Annotated in this window: 17 protein-coding genes; 3 read left to right on the top strand and 14 right to left on the bottom strand. The window is 45.3% G+C overall.

Features of this window, described 5'->3' with window-relative positions:
• Positions 1-9: 9 nt before the first annotated feature.
• Positions 10-882: a 4-hydroxybenzoate octaprenyltransferase gene (ubiA, locus tag AC27G9_RS16935; protein ID WP_487075662.1), complete on the bottom strand. Its 873-nt coding sequence runs from the start codon at positions 880-882 to the stop codon at positions 10-12.
• Positions 883-1,017: 135 nt separating this feature from the next.
• Here ubiA and AC27G9_RS16930 point away from each other — a divergent pair, with 135 nt between their 5' ends.
• Entirely contained in the window at positions 1,018-1,443 is a 426-nt protein-coding gene (locus AC27G9_RS16930) for a flagellar basal body-associated protein FliL (protein WP_487075661.1), read from the top strand.
• Here the strand turns inward: AC27G9_RS16930 and glpG are convergent.
• From glpG to AC27G9_RS16890, 8 genes are all read right to left on the bottom strand, one after another.
• Complete coding sequence (gene glpG / locus AC27G9_RS16925; RefSeq protein WP_487075660.1) at positions 1,440-2,312, bottom strand: rhomboid family intramembrane serine protease GlpG; 873 nt, start codon at positions 2,310-2,312, stop codon at positions 1,440-1,442. The two genes, AC27G9_RS16930 and glpG, sit on opposite strands and share 4 nt — an antisense overlap.
• Entirely contained in the window at positions 2,279-2,590 is a 312-nt protein-coding gene (gene glpE, locus AC27G9_RS16920) for a thiosulfate sulfurtransferase GlpE (RefSeq protein WP_487075659.1), read from the bottom strand. The genes glpG and glpE overlap by 34 nt, the downstream gene beginning before the upstream one ends.
• Before the next feature lie 4 nt (positions 2,591-2,594).
• Positions 2,595-3,620: an L-threonine 3-dehydrogenase gene (tdh, locus tag AC27G9_RS16915; RefSeq protein WP_487075658.1), complete on the bottom strand. Its 1,026-nt coding sequence runs from the start codon at positions 3,618-3,620 to the stop codon at positions 2,595-2,597.
• Positions 3,620-4,813, bottom strand: a complete 1,194-nt coding sequence (gene kbl / locus AC27G9_RS16910) for a glycine C-acetyltransferase (RefSeq protein ID WP_487075657.1) — start codon at positions 4,811-4,813, stop codon at positions 3,620-3,622. Before kbl ends, tdh begins: the two co-directional genes overlap by 1 nt.
• A 233-nt stretch (positions 4,814-5,046) precedes the next feature.
• Entirely contained in the window at positions 5,047-7,515 is a 2,469-nt protein-coding gene (locus AC27G9_RS16905; protein ID WP_487075656.1) for a putative bifunctional diguanylate cyclase/phosphodiesterase, read from the bottom strand.
• Between the two features lie 4 nt (positions 7,516-7,519).
• Positions 7,520-8,698 carry a hypothetical protein gene (locus AC27G9_RS16900; RefSeq protein ID WP_487075655.1) on the bottom strand — a complete coding sequence of 393 codons (1,179 nt, stop codon included), beginning with the start codon at positions 8,696-8,698 and terminating at the stop codon, positions 7,520-7,522.
• Complete coding sequence (locus AC27G9_RS16895; RefSeq protein ID WP_487075654.1) at positions 8,695-9,111, bottom strand: type 2 periplasmic-binding domain-containing protein; 417 nt, start codon at positions 9,109-9,111, stop codon at positions 8,695-8,697. The genes AC27G9_RS16900 and AC27G9_RS16895 overlap by 4 nt, the downstream gene beginning before the upstream one ends.
• 189 nt (positions 9,112-9,300) lie before the next feature.
• Positions 9,301-10,359 carry a glycosyltransferase family 9 protein gene (locus AC27G9_RS16890; protein ID WP_487075653.1) on the bottom strand — a complete coding sequence of 353 codons (1,059 nt, stop codon included), beginning with the start codon at positions 10,357-10,359 and terminating at the stop codon, positions 9,301-9,303.
• A gap of 87 nt (positions 10,360-10,446) precedes the next feature.
• On the opposite strand from AC27G9_RS16890, the gene AC27G9_RS16885 reads away from it, so the two are divergent.
• Together AC27G9_RS16885 and coaD are read left to right on the top strand one after the other, a co-directional pair.
• The gene (locus AC27G9_RS16885; protein ID WP_487075652.1) at positions 10,447-11,202 is read left to right on the top strand and encodes a 3-deoxy-D-manno-octulosonic acid kinase; all 756 of its coding nucleotides are present in this window, start codon (positions 10,447-10,449) and stop codon (positions 11,200-11,202) included.
• Between the two features lie 69 nt (positions 11,203-11,271).
• Complete coding sequence (gene coaD, locus AC27G9_RS16880; protein ID WP_487075651.1) at positions 11,272-11,763, top strand: pantetheine-phosphate adenylyltransferase; 492 nt, start codon at positions 11,272-11,274, stop codon at positions 11,761-11,763.
• Positions 11,764-11,822: 59 nt separating this feature from the next.
• On the opposite strand, the gene mutM is transcribed toward coaD, so the two are convergent.
• From mutM to AC27G9_RS16855, 5 genes are all read right to left on the bottom strand, one after another.
• A complete protein-coding gene (gene mutM, locus AC27G9_RS16875) occupies positions 11,823-12,632 on the bottom strand; it encodes a bifunctional DNA-formamidopyrimidine glycosylase/DNA-(apurinic or apyrimidinic site) lyase (protein WP_487075650.1) in 810 nt (269 codons plus the stop codon).
• Between the two features lie 3 nt (positions 12,633-12,635).
• Positions 12,636-13,106 (bottom strand): hypothetical protein, encoded by a 471-nt coding sequence (locus tag AC27G9_RS16870; protein WP_487075649.1) that lies wholly within the window; start codon positions 13,104-13,106, stop codon positions 12,636-12,638.
• Positions 13,107-13,236: 130 nt separating this feature from the next.
• The gene (gene rpmG, locus AC27G9_RS16865) at positions 13,237-13,392 is read right to left on the bottom strand and encodes a 50S ribosomal protein L33 (protein WP_012516577.1); all 156 of its coding nucleotides are present in this window, start codon (positions 13,390-13,392) and stop codon (positions 13,237-13,239) included.
• Between the two features lie 11 nt (positions 13,393-13,403).
• A complete protein-coding gene (rpmB, locus tag AC27G9_RS16860; protein WP_487075648.1) occupies positions 13,404-13,640 on the bottom strand; it encodes a 50S ribosomal protein L28 in 237 nt (78 codons plus the stop codon).
• 230 nt (positions 13,641-13,870) lie between these two features.
• The gene (locus tag AC27G9_RS16855; protein ID WP_487075880.1) at positions 13,871-15,925 is read right to left on the bottom strand and encodes a YjbH domain-containing protein; all 2,055 of its coding nucleotides are present in this window, start codon (positions 15,923-15,925) and stop codon (positions 13,871-13,873) included.
• Between the last annotated feature and the right edge of the window lie 7 nt (positions 15,926-15,932).

Here is a 15,932-nt window from a genome sequence, read left to right as displayed (position 1 = left end):
TGTTATGTGTTATTGGAGTAGGTAGTGCGCACCAATCCCCAACGTAAAAACAAGTCCAGCATAATGATTGTTGAGAAATGCTTTAAAGCAAGCATCCCTGTCACGATGAAAAATCAACACTTGTTGGTATATAAATAAGCCGGCCATGGCTATGATAGAACCGTAAACAATGGGTCCCAAAAACAGTATCGATGCAACGTATGCTAATAACAGTATTGTCGTTATCTGCAACAGTGCAATTATTACCCTATCCTGTTGACCGAATAAAATCGCAGTTGATTTCACGCCAATGTGAATATCATCGTTTCTATCGACCATTGCATACATAGTATCGTATGCCACGGTCCAAAATAAGTTGGCAAAAAACAACAACCATCCCCACAGCGGCACCTCACCGAGAACTGCACCAATGGCCATTGGGATAGCCCACCCAAATGCGGCGCCGAGAACAACTTGGGGCAGATGGGTATAACGTTTCATGAAGGGATAAGAGGATGCCAACAATAACGCAGGTATAGATAGCAAAACGGTGAACCAGCTCATTGTAATAACCAACAAAAAGGCAATGACAATGAGTAGTGAAAACAGCTGAAGCGCCTCAGTAGGGGTGACTTGCCCAGACACCAACGGACGATGTTTCGTTCGCTCAACGTCACCATCAAAGTTGCGGTCTGCGTAATCATTGATAATGCAACCCGCGCTTCGCATGATAATGACACCAAGAATAAACACGATACCCACGTGTAAAGAAGGCAAGCCTTGGGACGCCAGCAACAAAGCCCATAACGTGGGCCATAACAACAAGTAGATACCTACAGGCTTATCCAAACGCATCAGTAATGCATAACCCGCACGGTTATGCCAGTTCAATTCTAGCTTCATGATTCCCAACCACTTCTAGTTGAACTAGGAATATTATCAATTAGTCGAGTGCAGATAAATTTCATCGGGTTTTACTAGTGCGAGTATTAACTAAGTTGCTACACTATACAGTAACTTAGATAAGATTGAGCGACTATGATTAACGGAATTTTTCGTCGTATTGGGCACAAGCTACTAGTAGCAGGCATTTTGCTTGCGTCGCTGTCGTTGCCGACTCAAGCACAGGACAACACTAATTTTGCCTACATCGGCCTAGAGCCAGATATTGTTACAAATTACGTTGGTTCTTCTGCAAGGAAGCTGGGGTATGTCAGAGTCACAATCGAACTGATGATTCACGATGTTGAGTTGTTGGAAATAGCAGAGCACCATATGCCGCTCTTGCGCTCAACGGCGATTGAAATATTCGGCCGTCAACCTGAAGAAAAAGTTAAATCCCTCACAGGTCGAGAAGATATTCGCCGCGCCATACTCAAAGCCCTGCAAAATCAAATGCAACAAGAGACTGGAGCGGAAGTGATCAGGGACGTCATCTTTACGAAGTATTTGTACCAACGCTAGGCTTTGTTAGGACGCTTTACATAGAGCAAAGCCAGCAGGCAGCCCGTTATCAGTCCCAGTGTGTGTGCGGTATTTGCTGTGCTAAACCAGAGCACATCAGCATAGCCTATCAACAGCCAGACCAGCATAAACCCAACAATGTAAGGTGGTATCATCAAGCCTCTGTCGGGCGCCAACCATTGCATCCACCACACGAATCCGACAACGGCGTATACTACACCGGACAGCCCACCGAAATTCGTGCCTGATATAAACGTTTGTCCAATGCTAGTGATTACAGACGCAAAAACAAAAACAAGAAGCAATGTGCTAACGCCCATCTTTCGTTCTATTTGCCCGCCAAATACGCCCCACCACAACAAGTTAAAGGCAATATGCATTAAGGAGAAATGAATGACACTCGGACCAAGTAAACGCCAAAACTCCATCGATTCAAGGAGTATGGGCAGCGGTTGCATCATCAAATTCCGTCCTATAACTGGCCAGAATCCAATATACATTCCTAGATAAACCATTACCGCAATCACTATAACCAATGCAGTCAATGGCGCAGACGTTGCCCATATGCGAACAGGAGATAAATCCCAACTCACCGGCTTTGAGCTGACAGGCATATCATCACTGAGCCAGGCTTGTTCTTGATAACGACGGTTTGTTGGATCCTTCAGATATGCTCGACAAAGGTGTGTCGCCGCTTCGATGTGTTCTTCCCTATTAACGACGACAAGGTAATCGTTGTCTTTAGCGACGACAGCTGCGGCAATGCCCTCTTGAGAGAGGTGATTGGACAACAGATAAGCATGGCGTTCTTGTTTGAACGCGATGAGAGGGAAGTTCACCCAGTCACAACGTCTTGCGCGAGCTTCCAAGCCTCAAATCCACCGTCCATGCTATAGACCTCGTCATAGCCTTGCTCAATGAGGAATTGTGCCGCTTGCTGACTACTCACTCCATGGTAGCAAACCACGACAACCGGCGAATCTTTGGGAGCATTTTCCAAGAAGGTAGGAAGGTTGTCGTTGTTCAGCGGGCTAGCATTCGGCATATGTCCCATAGCGTATGACTGTGGATCTCGAATATCCACTATCGTGAGTTCATCTTTACGCTGGGCGACGTCTTGTACACTAATATGCTCGAATGCTTTCATGATGTTACTGCCAGTTAAGTATTACTTTACCAGATTGGCCAGACCCCATCGCATCAAAACCCTTTTGGAAATCATCAATTGAAAATTGATGCGTAATGATAGGTGTAAGATCTAAACCGCTCTGAATGAGGCTTGCCATTTTATACCAAGTTTCAAACATTTCACGACCATAAATGCCTTTTATTGTTAGGCCTTTAAAAATGACTTGGTTCCAATCCACCGCGACGTCTTTAGGTGGAATGCCCAGCATGGCTACCTTGCCACCATTGTTCATCTTTTCTAGCATATCTCTGAGAGCTACCGGAACACCTGACATTTCCAAGCCAATATCAAAGCCTTCAGTCATACCCAGTTCAGACATTACGTCTTCGAGTTTTTGTTCGCTGACATTGACCGCCCTCGTTGCCCCCATTTTTTCAGCGAGTGCCAATCGATAAGGGTTGATATCTGTAATCACAACGTGGCGAGCACCAACGTGTTTTGCAACTGCGGCTGCCATTATTCCAATCGGGCCAGCGCCGGTAATTAATACGTCCTCACCGACTAAATCAAACGAGAGCGCAGTGTGTACGGCATTGCCAAAGGGATCGAATATCGAAGCTAAATCATCGCTGATATTGTCTGGGATTTTGAAAGCATTGAAGGCAGGGATCACCAAATACTCGGCAAATGCACCAGGGCGATTCACGCCTACACCTTCAGTATTTCGGCACAAATGGCGACGACCAGCACGACAATTACGGCAATGCCCACATGTGATATGCCCCTCGCCCGATACGCGGTCTCCAATTGCGAAACCCTGTACTTCTTGCCCCATACCAACGACTTCACCAACGTATTCATGACCAACGACCATGGGCACAGGTATGGTATTTTGAGACCACTCATCCCATTGGTAAATGTGCATGTCAGTACCACAAATGGCTGTCTTGCGAATTTTAATCAACAAGTCGTTGTGACCGACCTCAGGCTTTGGCGAATCTATGCACCAAATGCCAGGTTCGCGATGAATCTTGGCTAGCGACTTCATCAGATTACTCCCATCTCACGGCCTACCTCGATAAAGGCGTCTACCGCTCTATCGACATGCTCAAGGGTATGACCCGCTGACATTTGGGTGCGAATGCGCGCTTGGCCTTTCGGTACTACTGGGTAAGAGAAACCAACTACATATATCCCTTTCGCTAACATTTTGTCTGCCATTTCTGCCGCAAGGCGGGCGTCACCAAGCATCACAGGAATAATCGGATGGTCTTTACCCGCTAACGTGAAACCGGCCTCTTCCATACGCTGACGGAAATGAGCGGCGTTACGCCAGAGTTGGTCACGCAATGCTTTGCCCTGCTCCATCATTTCGAACACTTTCAACGATGCCGCAACGATCGGTGGCGCAACGGAATTCGAAAACAAGTAAGGCCTTGAGCGCTGACGCAACCACTCGACGATTTCTTTTTTACCTGCAGTATAACCACCTGATGCACCGCCCAAGGCCTTGCCTAGGGTCCCAGTGATAATATCGATACGGCCGACAACATCGCAGTATTCATGGCTACCGCGACCATTGTCACCTAGGAAACCTGTCGCGTGACAATCATCAACCATAACAAGCGCGTTGTATTTATCCGCTAAGTCGCATACCGAAGCCAAATCGGCGATAACACCGTCCATTGAAAAGACGCCATCTGTGGCAATCAACTTATATCGCGCACCATCCGCGTCAGCTTGTTGCAGCTGAGCTTCCAATGCCGCCATGTCATTGTTCGCATAACGGTAACGTTTAGCCTTACAAAGTCGTACCCCATCGATAATGCTGGCGTGGTTTAGCGCATCTGAAATAATGGCGTCTTCTGGCCCTAATAAGGTCTCAAATAAACCGCCATTTGCATCAAAACAAGAAGGATAGAGAATCGTATCTTCTGTACCAAGGAAACGACTGATTTTTTCTTCCAAAGCTTTGTGAATATCTTGGGTACCACAAATAAAACGTACCGAAGCCATACCAAATCCATGGTCTTCCAGTCCGACTTTTGCGGCATCGATAAGATCGGGATGATTCGCTAAACCTAAGTAGTTATTCGCACAGAAGTTAACCACCTGACTGCCATCGCTCACCGAGATATCGGCTTGTTGTTGCGACGTTATCACGCGTTCGTTTTTGTACAACCCGTCGGCTTTCGCGGCATCAATTTGCGCTTGTAGATGCTGGGTAAATGCTAATGGCATAGCGCGCCCCTTCTTATCATTAAAAATACCATTTTAATCAACACACTGGGTCGGGTATACAGGTAAACTCATGATTTAAATTCACACGTTGCCCAAATGTAACTAATGCGTTACACCCGTATCCTAGAGTTAAAAAGGTAGACGTATTTGGCGCGCTAATCCACCAGCACGAGTGATTGCGTTGATAACATAAGTTGCAATTAGCCCCATAAACCTACTATCACCGAGCGAGTTTAGGTTGCTGTACGCTTTTCGATGTCTTTACTCACCTGTTCAGCGAATTCCCACGCACCGTCAACAACATGCCGTTCTAGTTGTTGCCACAAATCGCTTTCTTTAACTGGCTTACTGATTAGATATCCTTGGCCAAAGTGACAATCGAAATGACTTAACAGTTCAAATTGTTGTTCTGTCTCTATGCCTTCTGCGAGAACATGTAGCCCCATGTTCCGAACCATAGAAATGGTGGAATACACAATGTTGCGGTCGTCTCGGTTATCCAACATACCTTTGACGAAACTTTGATCGATTTTAATTAGATCCGCAGGAATGGATTTTAAGTAACTCAAACTAGAATAACCGGTACCGAAATCATCTATCGCAATTTGGCACCCTAACGCTTGAATATCACGCATGACCGAAGTTGCTCGGTTCATATCGGCAACCAAGGCCGTCTCAGTCAACTCCAATTCAATCAAGCTTGGTGAGATGGCATATTGTTGAATTTGGCTGACCAAATAATCCTTGAGTGATGGATCCATGAATTGGCCAGCAGACAAGTTTATTGCCATTCGAACATCGGGATAACCATTAATATTAATCGCTTTTAGCAACCTGATCGCTCTAGCGATAACCCAATAATCAAGTTGCAACATAAAAGGGGTGTTTTCGAGCATCGGAATAAATTCACCCGGCGAAATGTCGCCCTTTTCAGGGTGAGACCAACGCAATAACGCTTCGAATCCCACTAGTTTCCCGGATTTCAAGTCAACTTGCGGCTGCAAAGCAAGATAAAACTGGTCGTCGCGCAAAGCAATTCGAGCCTCGTTTTCGAGTTCAACTTTACGCAATACCCGTTGATTCATTGTGGCGTCATAAATCTGATAGTTGTTGCCCGCAGCAGATTTGGCTTCGTACATTGCGATGTCGGCATGGCGGAGTAGATCAACGGCATTAGTTTGCGAAACTTCTGAAATGGAAATACCCACACTAATAGAGATATAAAAATTCATTTCACCAACATGCATGGGAGTAGTGAAACTCTCGAGTAACCGAGTTGCCACATCTTCAAAGTGGTGTTTGTCCCCACCAGACAAAAGAATGACAAATTCATCCCCGCCAAATCGTGACGCGATATGCCCTTCATCAATGGCATTGGATATTCGTTTGGCTGCCGCTTTAAGCAGTAAGTCTCCTACCTCGTGACCATAACTGTCATTCACCTTTTTGAAGTCATCGAGGTCGATAAACATGATGGCAACCAATTTAGGGGAATCTGCAGACGACGCTAACTGTTGCTCTATTTGATAAGTCAACATATTGCGATTGGGCAGACCCGTTAAGGTGTCGAAAAGAGCCATTTGCTCCAATTGTGCGGTATTCTTGGCCACTTGATCATTGAGGTTTTCTAGTTCGTCAGCAAGCTCACCCGCCGTTGACTCCAAAACGTCCAATTCATCTGGAAAACGTTTTTCCGATGGCAGGCGAGCGAAGACGCTTTTCTGTCGAAAGTCTTCATATTTATGCTCAGCCAATAGCGGCAGTCGTTCACTGATACTGACCATTTTTTGTCGATAAGTATTAAGCAGCAGATACAATATGAAGGAGAAAATAGTGAATAACACAATTGCCCCGCCGACAATCCATCGCTGGTAGCTTCGAGTGCCTGCCAATAAGGTTGTAATGTCGTTCACGACTATGACGTAGTTGGAATGATGAATTGAGTTTTCCAGTGGCAACAAACTGACTAACCAATCTTTACCAGACAATGAAACTTGCAGGCCAGACTCCGTCAAAGGTTGCAACGCCAGCTTATCGGGTAATCGCGTAAGTACTTGTGCAAAAAAAGTTTGGCTATTTTTCGACAGCTGATCGACGAGTTTCAAAGACTGGCTTTGCTCATCAACCGTCACAACGGACAATCTTGCGTTTGAAGCCTCACTTAAAACCGCGAGCAGCTCTCGCAGTGACGTTTCTAAAATTACTACGGCGGTATCCTGTTCACTCACCATAATGGGAACAGTAATCCATTGTTTACATACCTGTTTGCAGTCGATAATCGTGAGTGGCCTAAACTGTCGCTGAGTTTGAGTCACGGCCAATGTGGCACTCTCGGGTAAAGATACATTTTCGGGCGCAGTAGCTGGGGTATCTGGGCTAACGACCCACACATTATTAACGTTTAGATTAAGCGCCATGTATGGCGTAATTGTCGACAGCACCTCGCTTAGCGCCTTGGCATTTGGCGATTCACCGCTGGCAAACGAATATATGGATTCAACCAGATACAAAGAGCGATTTACCAGTAAATCCGAGAGTAAGTTCAGTCTTGCGAGGTTTTCTTTTTGGGTAGATTCATGTGTTCGCTGAATATCGCCATTTGAACGCACAATCAGTGCTGAGCTTATCGCCACGCAAAGCGACAATATCATAACAAGGAGTACGAACATGACCTTGGTAGTGAGTGATATTGATGCTTTCATCGATTCAGAACCAATGCATAACTTGGATAGACCACATTTGCCAATATTCGTTGGCGTCTATGATCGCCTCGCCTGTCCCAAGCAGATTTAATCTTGCAGTCCCTCTCACCCATTGGTGCTCACCTTGGATACGCCAATTTGAGTCGAAGTCCCATCGCCCTCCCAACATAAATGAGTCCATGTAGCCACTGAAAGCTGGCTGAAGCCCCATGGTCAGCTGTTCAAAACGTCGTCCGTTACGGTCACTTCGATCTCGATCAAATGTATCTACACCCGCGATGAGACTCGTTGTTGGATTAACAATGTAGCGGGCGTGTATGTAGCCCCCTTCGGCCGTTCGATCGCTGGTGAATCCATCAAATAGTCCGCCATTGTTAACTTGCTTTTCACGGAAAATTTCACTATTAATTTCCCACTTGCTACTGAAATAGCTAAGCGAGAACATATAGCGCTGAATCGAAGAGCTACCTTGTACATACCTCTCGTCAGGCGCGGGGTCATAACGAAAATCTGAATCTAAATAGCTAAAACCGACCCGCCAATTCAGTAAATCAGGCTGCCAGAATACGCTAGCTTGGTGCACAAAATCTTGCTCGGCATCTCCTCTTGCATCCGGTGCGACAAGCGCTCTGGTAGTCGCTTGACTGATAGGCGAGCTGCCGTAACTCCAATTCACTTCCCATGTGCCGTAATTATTGTATTTGAAGACTCTAAGGTCGACACCATCGCTGCCGATGATGACATCTCTGAGACTATCTGAGTAAACAGACTGCGGAAGCACTGCCATCGGTCTTGTTTGAGGAACATCTCGGGTACTTGAATACAGCCAATGCCTATTCTTAAACCTGCCAATATTTAAACTGCTGTTCCATCCCCAAAGCTCGGGTAACTTCCAATCGATAAATAAATAATCGAGTCTCCCCCCTTCCTCAAATCGATTGCCTCCGTTTAAATACACCGCTTGACCAACTACACCAACTTTAGAAGAGAGTTGCAGCCTTGTATTAACGCCGAGTTCTGTAAGCTGGGCTGTCACGCTATCGTTGTTGGTAATAAATTCACTGTTGTCCGATTGTACGATGCCCTGGGAAGCAAACCCGTGCCAGGTAAGTTCTTGCGCCTCTAAATGGGCCGACAGCCCCAGAATACTGATGATAGAGCTCGCAATTAATTTCCTATTCATTGCGTATCTCCACTGATTACTTTGATATTTGACATAACTTGATCGGGTGTAGCATAGCCAATTGCACCGGGAGTATCGGCAACCGCTTCAACGAGTGCGTCTAATGATTGAACGATGATGGGTGGTTCACCTTGACCAGAATAGGTCAGCTGACTCCACAGGCGCTCCAGTTGGTAACTGAACATTTTGAGTTGTTTCTTGCAAAATACTTGATGATTCGGATCACTGGGCTCGAGTACGAACACTTTGATTTTGTCACCGTTGTCCCAAAACTGAATTTGCCCGCTAAACACGTGCCTGAGATAGACAGGAGAGAGCTCGTCCTGTTGAACACTATTGTGAGTAATAATTACTAGCTCTTCAGTACTCGAGTCGCCAAGAGCAACTCCAGCTACCTGAAGTAACAGTATCATTAGAAGAAGACGCTTTAGCAAACTAAGCCCTTAGTCACACTTTGTGTTTGCACACGCATCCCACCGCATTGATTGCACTGTAGATCCGTTACATCGAAACACACCTTAAGTGTTTACAATCTATAGTAAAAGTGTAGAAAAAGTCTCGTTTTTTGCGAGCTTAAAAAAGCATCAAAAAAAAATTTTTAGTTATTTGTTCTGATTTAATACGTTTTTTATACAATTTTTCACCGCATCGACTTCAATTCTCGACATCAGAGAATCCCCTTTAACGCGCGTGCCATAAGGCAATTCTCGCCATGGTTTGCCAAATTGTTCAATAGCAATGTCATCATAGACTGAGGTAACAAATTCTATACCTAAATAAGGCCCTGTTCGCACCGGATTGGAATGCGCATACAAGCCGACAACCGACGTACCGACTGTTCGAGCCATATGTGCAGGCCCCGTGTCTGGCGCGACGACAAGTTCCGCATGTTTGAGTACACCGAGTTGTTGTTTTAACGATGTTTTACCAACTAAGTCTTCAGACACATTCTTTGAACGTTGTTTGATTTGATCAGCCAGTTGCCTATCCAGCGGACCTGGGCCACCACACACGACTACTTTTAAGCCTTGCTCACTGAGATAATCGGCGATAGCAGCGTACCGCTCAGGTAGCCAGTTTCTCTCCGCTTTTGACGCTGCTGGACAAATGACAGCATAGGCTTGGTGTCTTACAACAAGTGTTTTGCCAAGGGCTTCACTCTCTTGATCCAACGGCATTGCCCATTGAGTTTTTGGTTGTTGAGGTATACCCATTTTATCGGCGAACGCCATAAAGCCTTCAAGGACATGGGGAAAGTCTTGGGAGTCAATGCGCTTATTAATAAACAAGCTATGACCTTCTTTACTTCGCGCCCAATCAAAGCCTAATTTTACCTTTGCTTTAATCGCGCGAGACAACCAGTTGGCTCTTAATGCCACTTGCATAACACAGAGCACATCGAACACTTGGCCATTTAATGTTTGCTTCACCGCTTGAATACCGGCCTTGCCAGCTTTCTTATCGAAAATGACAAATTTGACGCCGTCCATACCTTTCAATAACTGATATTCAATCTTGCCAATCACCCATGTGATAGCAATATCAGGCCGAGTTTGACGGATACGCGTCACCATCGCTGCAGCGTGGCAGACATCACCAATCGCTGACAAACGTAGGATACAAATTTCTGCGTTTTGCTTAAGTTGAAGTGAAGTAGCCAAAGAAAGTCTCTAAGTAAACTGAATCTTTCGAATAATATCATTACAATATCGACTTATTAACCGTATTGACTAAGGAATACTGGATTCGTGACCACATCGCTTGAATACGCTTCTGAAAACGGCACCACCATCATTATGGATACCCGTTCGTGCCAGACGTTAGGGATTCATTCACTGTCAAGCGAATGGTTTGAGTCCGAGTATTGGCAAAACAATAACGCCATAACAGGGCAAGCCTCTGGCCGCGGTTCGACACTCTTTGTGCGTTGGCAAGATGTAGACCTTATCATGCGTCATTATTGCCGGGGCGGAGCGATTCGGCACATCAGTAGAGACAAGTATGTATTTGGTGGCTTGCAACGCACTCGAGCGTGGCGTGAATTAGCGCTGCTACAGCATATGAATAATTTGAAACTGCCGGTGCCTCAAGGTGTAGGTGCTCGAGTTCAAAGAGACGCCTTTTTTTATCGCGCCGACCTCTTGTGCTTGCGAATTCCACACGCAAAAGACATACATCAATTACTGGTTAGCAAGCCTCTAGCAACCAACATTTGGAAACAAATAGGAAGTGCGATACGCCAACTTCACAATGCTCAGGTCTACCACCACGATTTGAACATCCGCAATATCATGTTAGACAACGACGAAAAAGTGTGGGTTATCGATTTCGATAAGTGCGCGCTCAAAGCGGGCGATAAATGGAAAAAGGACAATCTCGACAGGCTTCACAGGTCACTGCTAAAAGAACGTGAAAAAGCGTCACAGTTTCATTTTGATCAACGAGAGTGGCAATCATTGATCTCGGGATATAGTGAATATTCAGAGCAGTTTACCGCCAGATAAACGCCAGAAATTGCATCTAAGGGCAATAATCGTTACTGTTGCAGAAAATTGTCTATTAACAAGAACATTATGCATACACGAGCGATTTACCCGGGGACATTCGATCCAATTACGAATGGCCACGCTGACCTTATCCATCGAGCAGCAGACATGTTTTCCCACGTAATCGTGGGCATTGCGTCTAATCCAAGTAAAAAACCCCTATTCACGTTAGAAGAACGGGTGGAGATGATTCAGCAGATTACCGCGACACTCGATAACGTCGAAGTTATGGGCTTCACAGGGCTTCTGGCAGACTTCGCCGATACGCAAAATGCAACCATACTGATTCGAGGGCTACGGGCGGTATCTGATTTTGAGTACGAATTTCAATTAGCCAATATGAATCGACGTTTAAATCCCAAACTTGAAAGCGTATTTTTGACGCCAGCTGAAGAGAATTCTTTTATCTCTTCGACACTAGTAAAAGAAGTTGCGCTTCATCGCGGCAATGTCAGTGGATTTTGTCATCCGGTTGTAGAAAAAGCCTTGAAGCAACGCTTCCATAGCGAGCAAAAGTAGGCAACTTTCCGGCCATAAAAAAGTGATTAATAGTCGCCATCTAAGTGGCGAATTGGCGACTATTTCTGGCAAGTTGGGCAGTAAAACGTGTTGCGTTGCCCAATGGTGACGCTTTTAATAGGTGTATCGCAAACGGAGCACGCCTGCTTCGCTCTTCCATATACCAACAGTGTTTGCTGGAAATAACCTGGATTACCATCGGTTTGAGCAAAGTCTTTCAAGGTAGTTCCGCCTTGTTCAATCGCTCTCGCTAACACCGTTTTTATAGATTGAGTGAGTGAACGATAACGCGCCTCACTTACCCGCCCAGCAGCACGTCGGGGATCAATACCAGACATAAACAAAGCTTCGTTCGCGTAGATATTGCCGACACCAACGACAATATGATTGTCCATTATAAAATTTTTCACCGGCCCCGTTTTTCCTCGTGAAAGCTGATATAACCGTTTATCGTCAAAATCATCTGTGAGCGGCTCTGGGCCGAGATTTTCAAGCTGCTTCAGCAATTGCCCCTTAGGTTGCCACAAACAAGCTCCAAAACGCCTAGGGTCGTTAAATCGAAGACATTGACCATCGTCGAGAATGATATCAATGTGATCATGTTTGATAACGGGATGTTTGGCATCAATTACCCTTATTTTCCCAGACATACCCAAATGCAAAATAATGGCGCCATCTGGCAGGTCAATCAGTAGGTATTTTGCGCGGCGCCGAACACCCAACACCGGTTGATCGGATAACTGTTTAATCTCACTGGGTACAGGCCAACGCAAACGGTCGTCTCTAACAATAACCCGAGAAATATGCCTAGCGGTAAGATGTGGGGTAATACCAAGTCTACTGACTTCTACCTCTGGTAACTCAGGCAATGTCTAACTCCTTGACCAAGGCAGGAGCAATTCAATCGCGGTATTGTCTAATCGATACCAGTTGCCTTGGTGTTCTGTGTAAAGTTCATTTTCAATCTGATACAGCGCGTAAACCAATCCCTTGGGTTCTCCAGCAAGCCAAACGACAACAACTTGAGGGGCTTGAGTTAGAACGGATTCGGGAACTCTCTCAACTGGCGTTAGCACAGCGGTTTTCCAAGCGTTGAGTTGCTCTGCGGGCGAGACGCCAGTGTTTATCACAGCGCCAACTTGTCGCCACTCTTGCCCGACTCTCTCTAATTTCGCACTATCGTGTTCAACCTTGAGCAAATAGCTATCCGGTGAAAGGAGTAAAAAAGCATCAGATTGGGAAGCTGAGGGTAAAAGGCGATCTAAGTTGAATAATGCCATCATAAGTAACATGGCAATAATAACCACGTTGTTCAGCGAGCGTTGTGACAGTCGATTTAACATAAGCGTCCTTTTAACTTGAACCGTTACTTTACTCGCTGGCGAAAGAAGGTCAACGCTAAATACACGGATTCAAAACGCAAAAAACCCGGTAGCAAAGACCGGGTTTTCGTGGAGACAAAAGCAAGCTTTCTTACTTGATTTTGGCCTCTTTGAACATAACGTGCTTACGTACAACGGGATCGTACTTTTTGATCTCCATTTTGCCAGGCATGTTACGCTTGTTTTTGTCAGTGGTATAGAAGAAACCTGTACCTGCTGAAGAAACTAGTTTGATTTTATCACGCATCGTAGGCTTCCTTAGATTTTCTCACCACGGGCACGGATGTCAGTCAATACTGCATCAATACCTTTTTTATCGATGATACGCATGCCTTTAGCAGACAAACGCAATTTAACGAAACGGTTTTCACTCTCAACCCAAAAACGGTGAGAATGAAGATTTGGCAAAAAGCGACGACGAGTCGCGTTTCTAGCGTGTGAACGGTTATTACCAACCGCAGGACGCTTACCTGTAACTTGACATACTTTAGACATCGTATTTGTCTCCAGAACAACGAAAACTGTCTTGCCAATCAATTCAGCAATATTTGAGTGCTGACTATTTGGCTTAAACCATAAATAAGAGGGCGCATTTTATACAGCAAATCCCTCCTGAGTTCAATAAAAAATAACAAAAACTCGTTAATTGATCCTTTTTGATCCTCGGATCGAGCCTCCACTCTTACTCAATTACCTCATCTGATCCTGTGACAAGGTAACCAGATTTAATCGTAAAACGGCGATCTCAGTTCGGTGTGGTCTATTAATCTCACCGGTCGGCTAAGCATTTGTCCGCCATCTCGAGCAATTGGTATCCATGGAATACGGCCTCTACCCTTAGCAGATTTTGGTACAAACAGGTCAAACGGAATAGATACGTAGAAACCTTTGGTGAACGAACCTTCACCGTATTCTTCCGACGAAACATTGGTTAACGCAGCAAAAGCGCCAACAATAATTCCACTGTCAAATCGCTTGGCAAAATCAATGTTTACGCCTTTGTCCTTCGCCAAGAATTGACCCGCGCTTAACGTCAATTGTACATCCGGCAGCCACTCTGGTCGCCAGTAAACACTGGCATGCCCAGTGAATGCCTTGTAATCGCGGAAGCTAAAATCATCTTCAAAAGAGCGCTGCTGGACGTAATTTACGTCGAATCCAAACGCGATATTAGAATCGATTGGTCTATAAAGTACTTCACCACCGACACCACCAAACATGGTTTCTAAGTACCCACCATACGCTTGGGCGTACCAGTCTTTGGCAATTTTATCACTCCAGTTCAGATACAAGGTATCAACCCCGAGATCCGTTCGAGTCACATACTCACGCACAAATGTTCTTACGCGAGGTAGGGCTGAGTCTTCGTTGTCTACGGTAAAATTAAACTTGTCGAGGTTATCAAACAAGTTAACACGCAAACTGCCAAAGAGACCGAAGTTTGGATTTACCACGTAACCACTGCTGACAAGTAAACCGGCTTGATACAAGAAGAAGTCTTCGGGGTTACCAAAAGATTGAGACCAAAAGAAGTCGGTTGAAAAAACCAACCCAGAATTGATTGAAGGGTCATATTCATTTTCAATCGTTGTACTTGGGTCAGTGCGCTTATACGTTGCTTGAATATTCGGCTCCAACACCTCGTGCAAGGTGTGGCGTTTAAATGCATCGGCATCAATAACCGTATCGACCATAGGTTGGTTTCTTGACGCTTCGACAATGTGATATGTTTCAACACTATCTGGCAAGCCAGAGGCAAGTACACGTCCAATGCGATCAACGGCCTCATCTTGGTCTCGATAAGCTAGCTGCGTACCGTAGAATATTGCCTTTTTGTCATCAACATGGTGATCGGCGGGAAAGAAGCCAGCAGAGTTATAAAGATTTGTACGAAGTTCATTGATATCAACTTCACTCAAATCAACAGGGCGCTGAGCTTTTGCTAAATTTTGCTTTGGTGGATCAAATTTAGCTTGTCGAATGGTATCCATATTCAGTCGGTAAGACACCCCAAACCCTATGGTATTACCACGCTGATAGTTCAGGCTAAAATCGACATCTTTCCAACGATAGATAGCTCCGACATTCCAACGCGTCTTTTGCTCTAACTCTCCGGCGCGGTCGTTTGAGTAATCGTTGCCCTCAAATTCGACCATGAGTTTCAATGGCTCCCAAGGTGTTTGATATTCGACACCACCAAATACCGCCATAGACCCTTTGAAGAACTGGTTGTAATCAACTCTACCACCTCGCCCTTCAAATCCATCGGGGCGCTCACAAAACCGATCGCTGACCTCACAAAAAGGATTATTGAAGTCAGAATGAGTGCCCATATAGCCCCACCCCAAGCCCAAGTGAAAATCGAGGTAACCATAGGCTTTACTCATAGTGACATATTCACTCTCAAAAAAGCCGGTTCCCCCAAAGTCTCTAAAGCCCATTGATATTTCAGGTAGGTATTGGGACTCTTCCCACAGTCTAAATTTCACGTCCAACCCTTTGTCTTTCAAGGTTTGGTCACCACTGAAGTTAGGATCCGGGCTGTATAATTGGGTTCTTACATCGGTGTAACGCGCTGTTGCTTCCATCCAGGGAAACAATTGCATGCTCACGCTCCAGAAACGGTATTGGTCGTTATCTGTATAATTCATCGCTAATGCGCCTTCTTGACGCATTCTGGATGTGGGTGTTTGGATTAACCCTGTACCACCTTGTACCATTTGTGAACGAAACGGCTGTAATTTGATCTCATCTTGCGCTTGTGCAAATTGCGATACCATTAATGCG

It is taken from the genome of Alteromonas sp. 5NS40-0096 (genome assembly GCF_057544385.1).
Note: the sequence above shows the minus strand (reverse complement) of the source record. Positions and strands in the feature narration are given on the sequence as shown.

Coding starts and splice junctions, on each gene's coding strand:
- ubiA (WP_487075662.1), bottom strand. CDS start 882: ATGAAGCTAGAATTGAACTGGCATAACCGTGCGGGTTATGCATTACTG.
- AC27G9_RS16930 (WP_487075661.1), top strand. CDS start 1,018: ATGATTAACGGAATTTTTCGTCGTATTGGGCACAAGCTACTAGTAGCA.
- glpE (WP_487075659.1), bottom strand. CDS start 2,590: ATGAAAGCATTCGAGCATATTAGTGTACAAGACGTCGCCCAGCGTAAA.
- tdh (WP_487075658.1), bottom strand. CDS start 3,620: ATGAAGTCGCTAGCCAAGATTCATCGCGAACCTGGCATTTGGTGCATA.
- kbl (WP_487075657.1), bottom strand. CDS start 4,813: ATGCCATTAGCATTTACCCAGCATCTACAAGCGCAAATTGATGCCGCG.
- AC27G9_RS16905 (WP_487075656.1), bottom strand. CDS start 7,515: ATGAAAGCATCAATATCACTCACTACCAAGGTCATGTTCGTACTCCTT.
- AC27G9_RS16900 (WP_487075655.1), bottom strand. CDS start 8,698: ATGAATAGGAAATTAATTGCGAGCTCTATCATCAGTATTCTGGGGCTG.
- AC27G9_RS16895 (WP_487075654.1), bottom strand. CDS start 9,111: ATGATACTGTTACTTCAGGTAGCTGGAGTTGCTCTTGGCGACTCGAGT.
- coaD (WP_487075651.1), top strand. CDS start 11,272: ATGCATACACGAGCGATTTACCCGGGGACATTCGATCCAATTACGAAT.
- AC27G9_RS16870 (WP_487075649.1), bottom strand. CDS start 13,106: ATGTTAAATCGACTGTCACAACGCTCGCTGAACAACGTGGTTATTATT.
- rpmG (WP_012516577.1), bottom strand. CDS start 13,392: ATGCGTGATAAAATCAAACTAGTTTCTTCAGCAGGTACAGGTTTCTTC.
- rpmB (WP_487075648.1), bottom strand. CDS start 13,640: ATGTCTAAAGTATGTCAAGTTACAGGTAAGCGTCCTGCGGTTGGTAAT.
- AC27G9_RS16855 (WP_487075880.1), bottom strand. CDS start 15,925: ATGGTATCGCAATTTGCACAAGCGCAAGATGAGATCAAATTACAGCCG.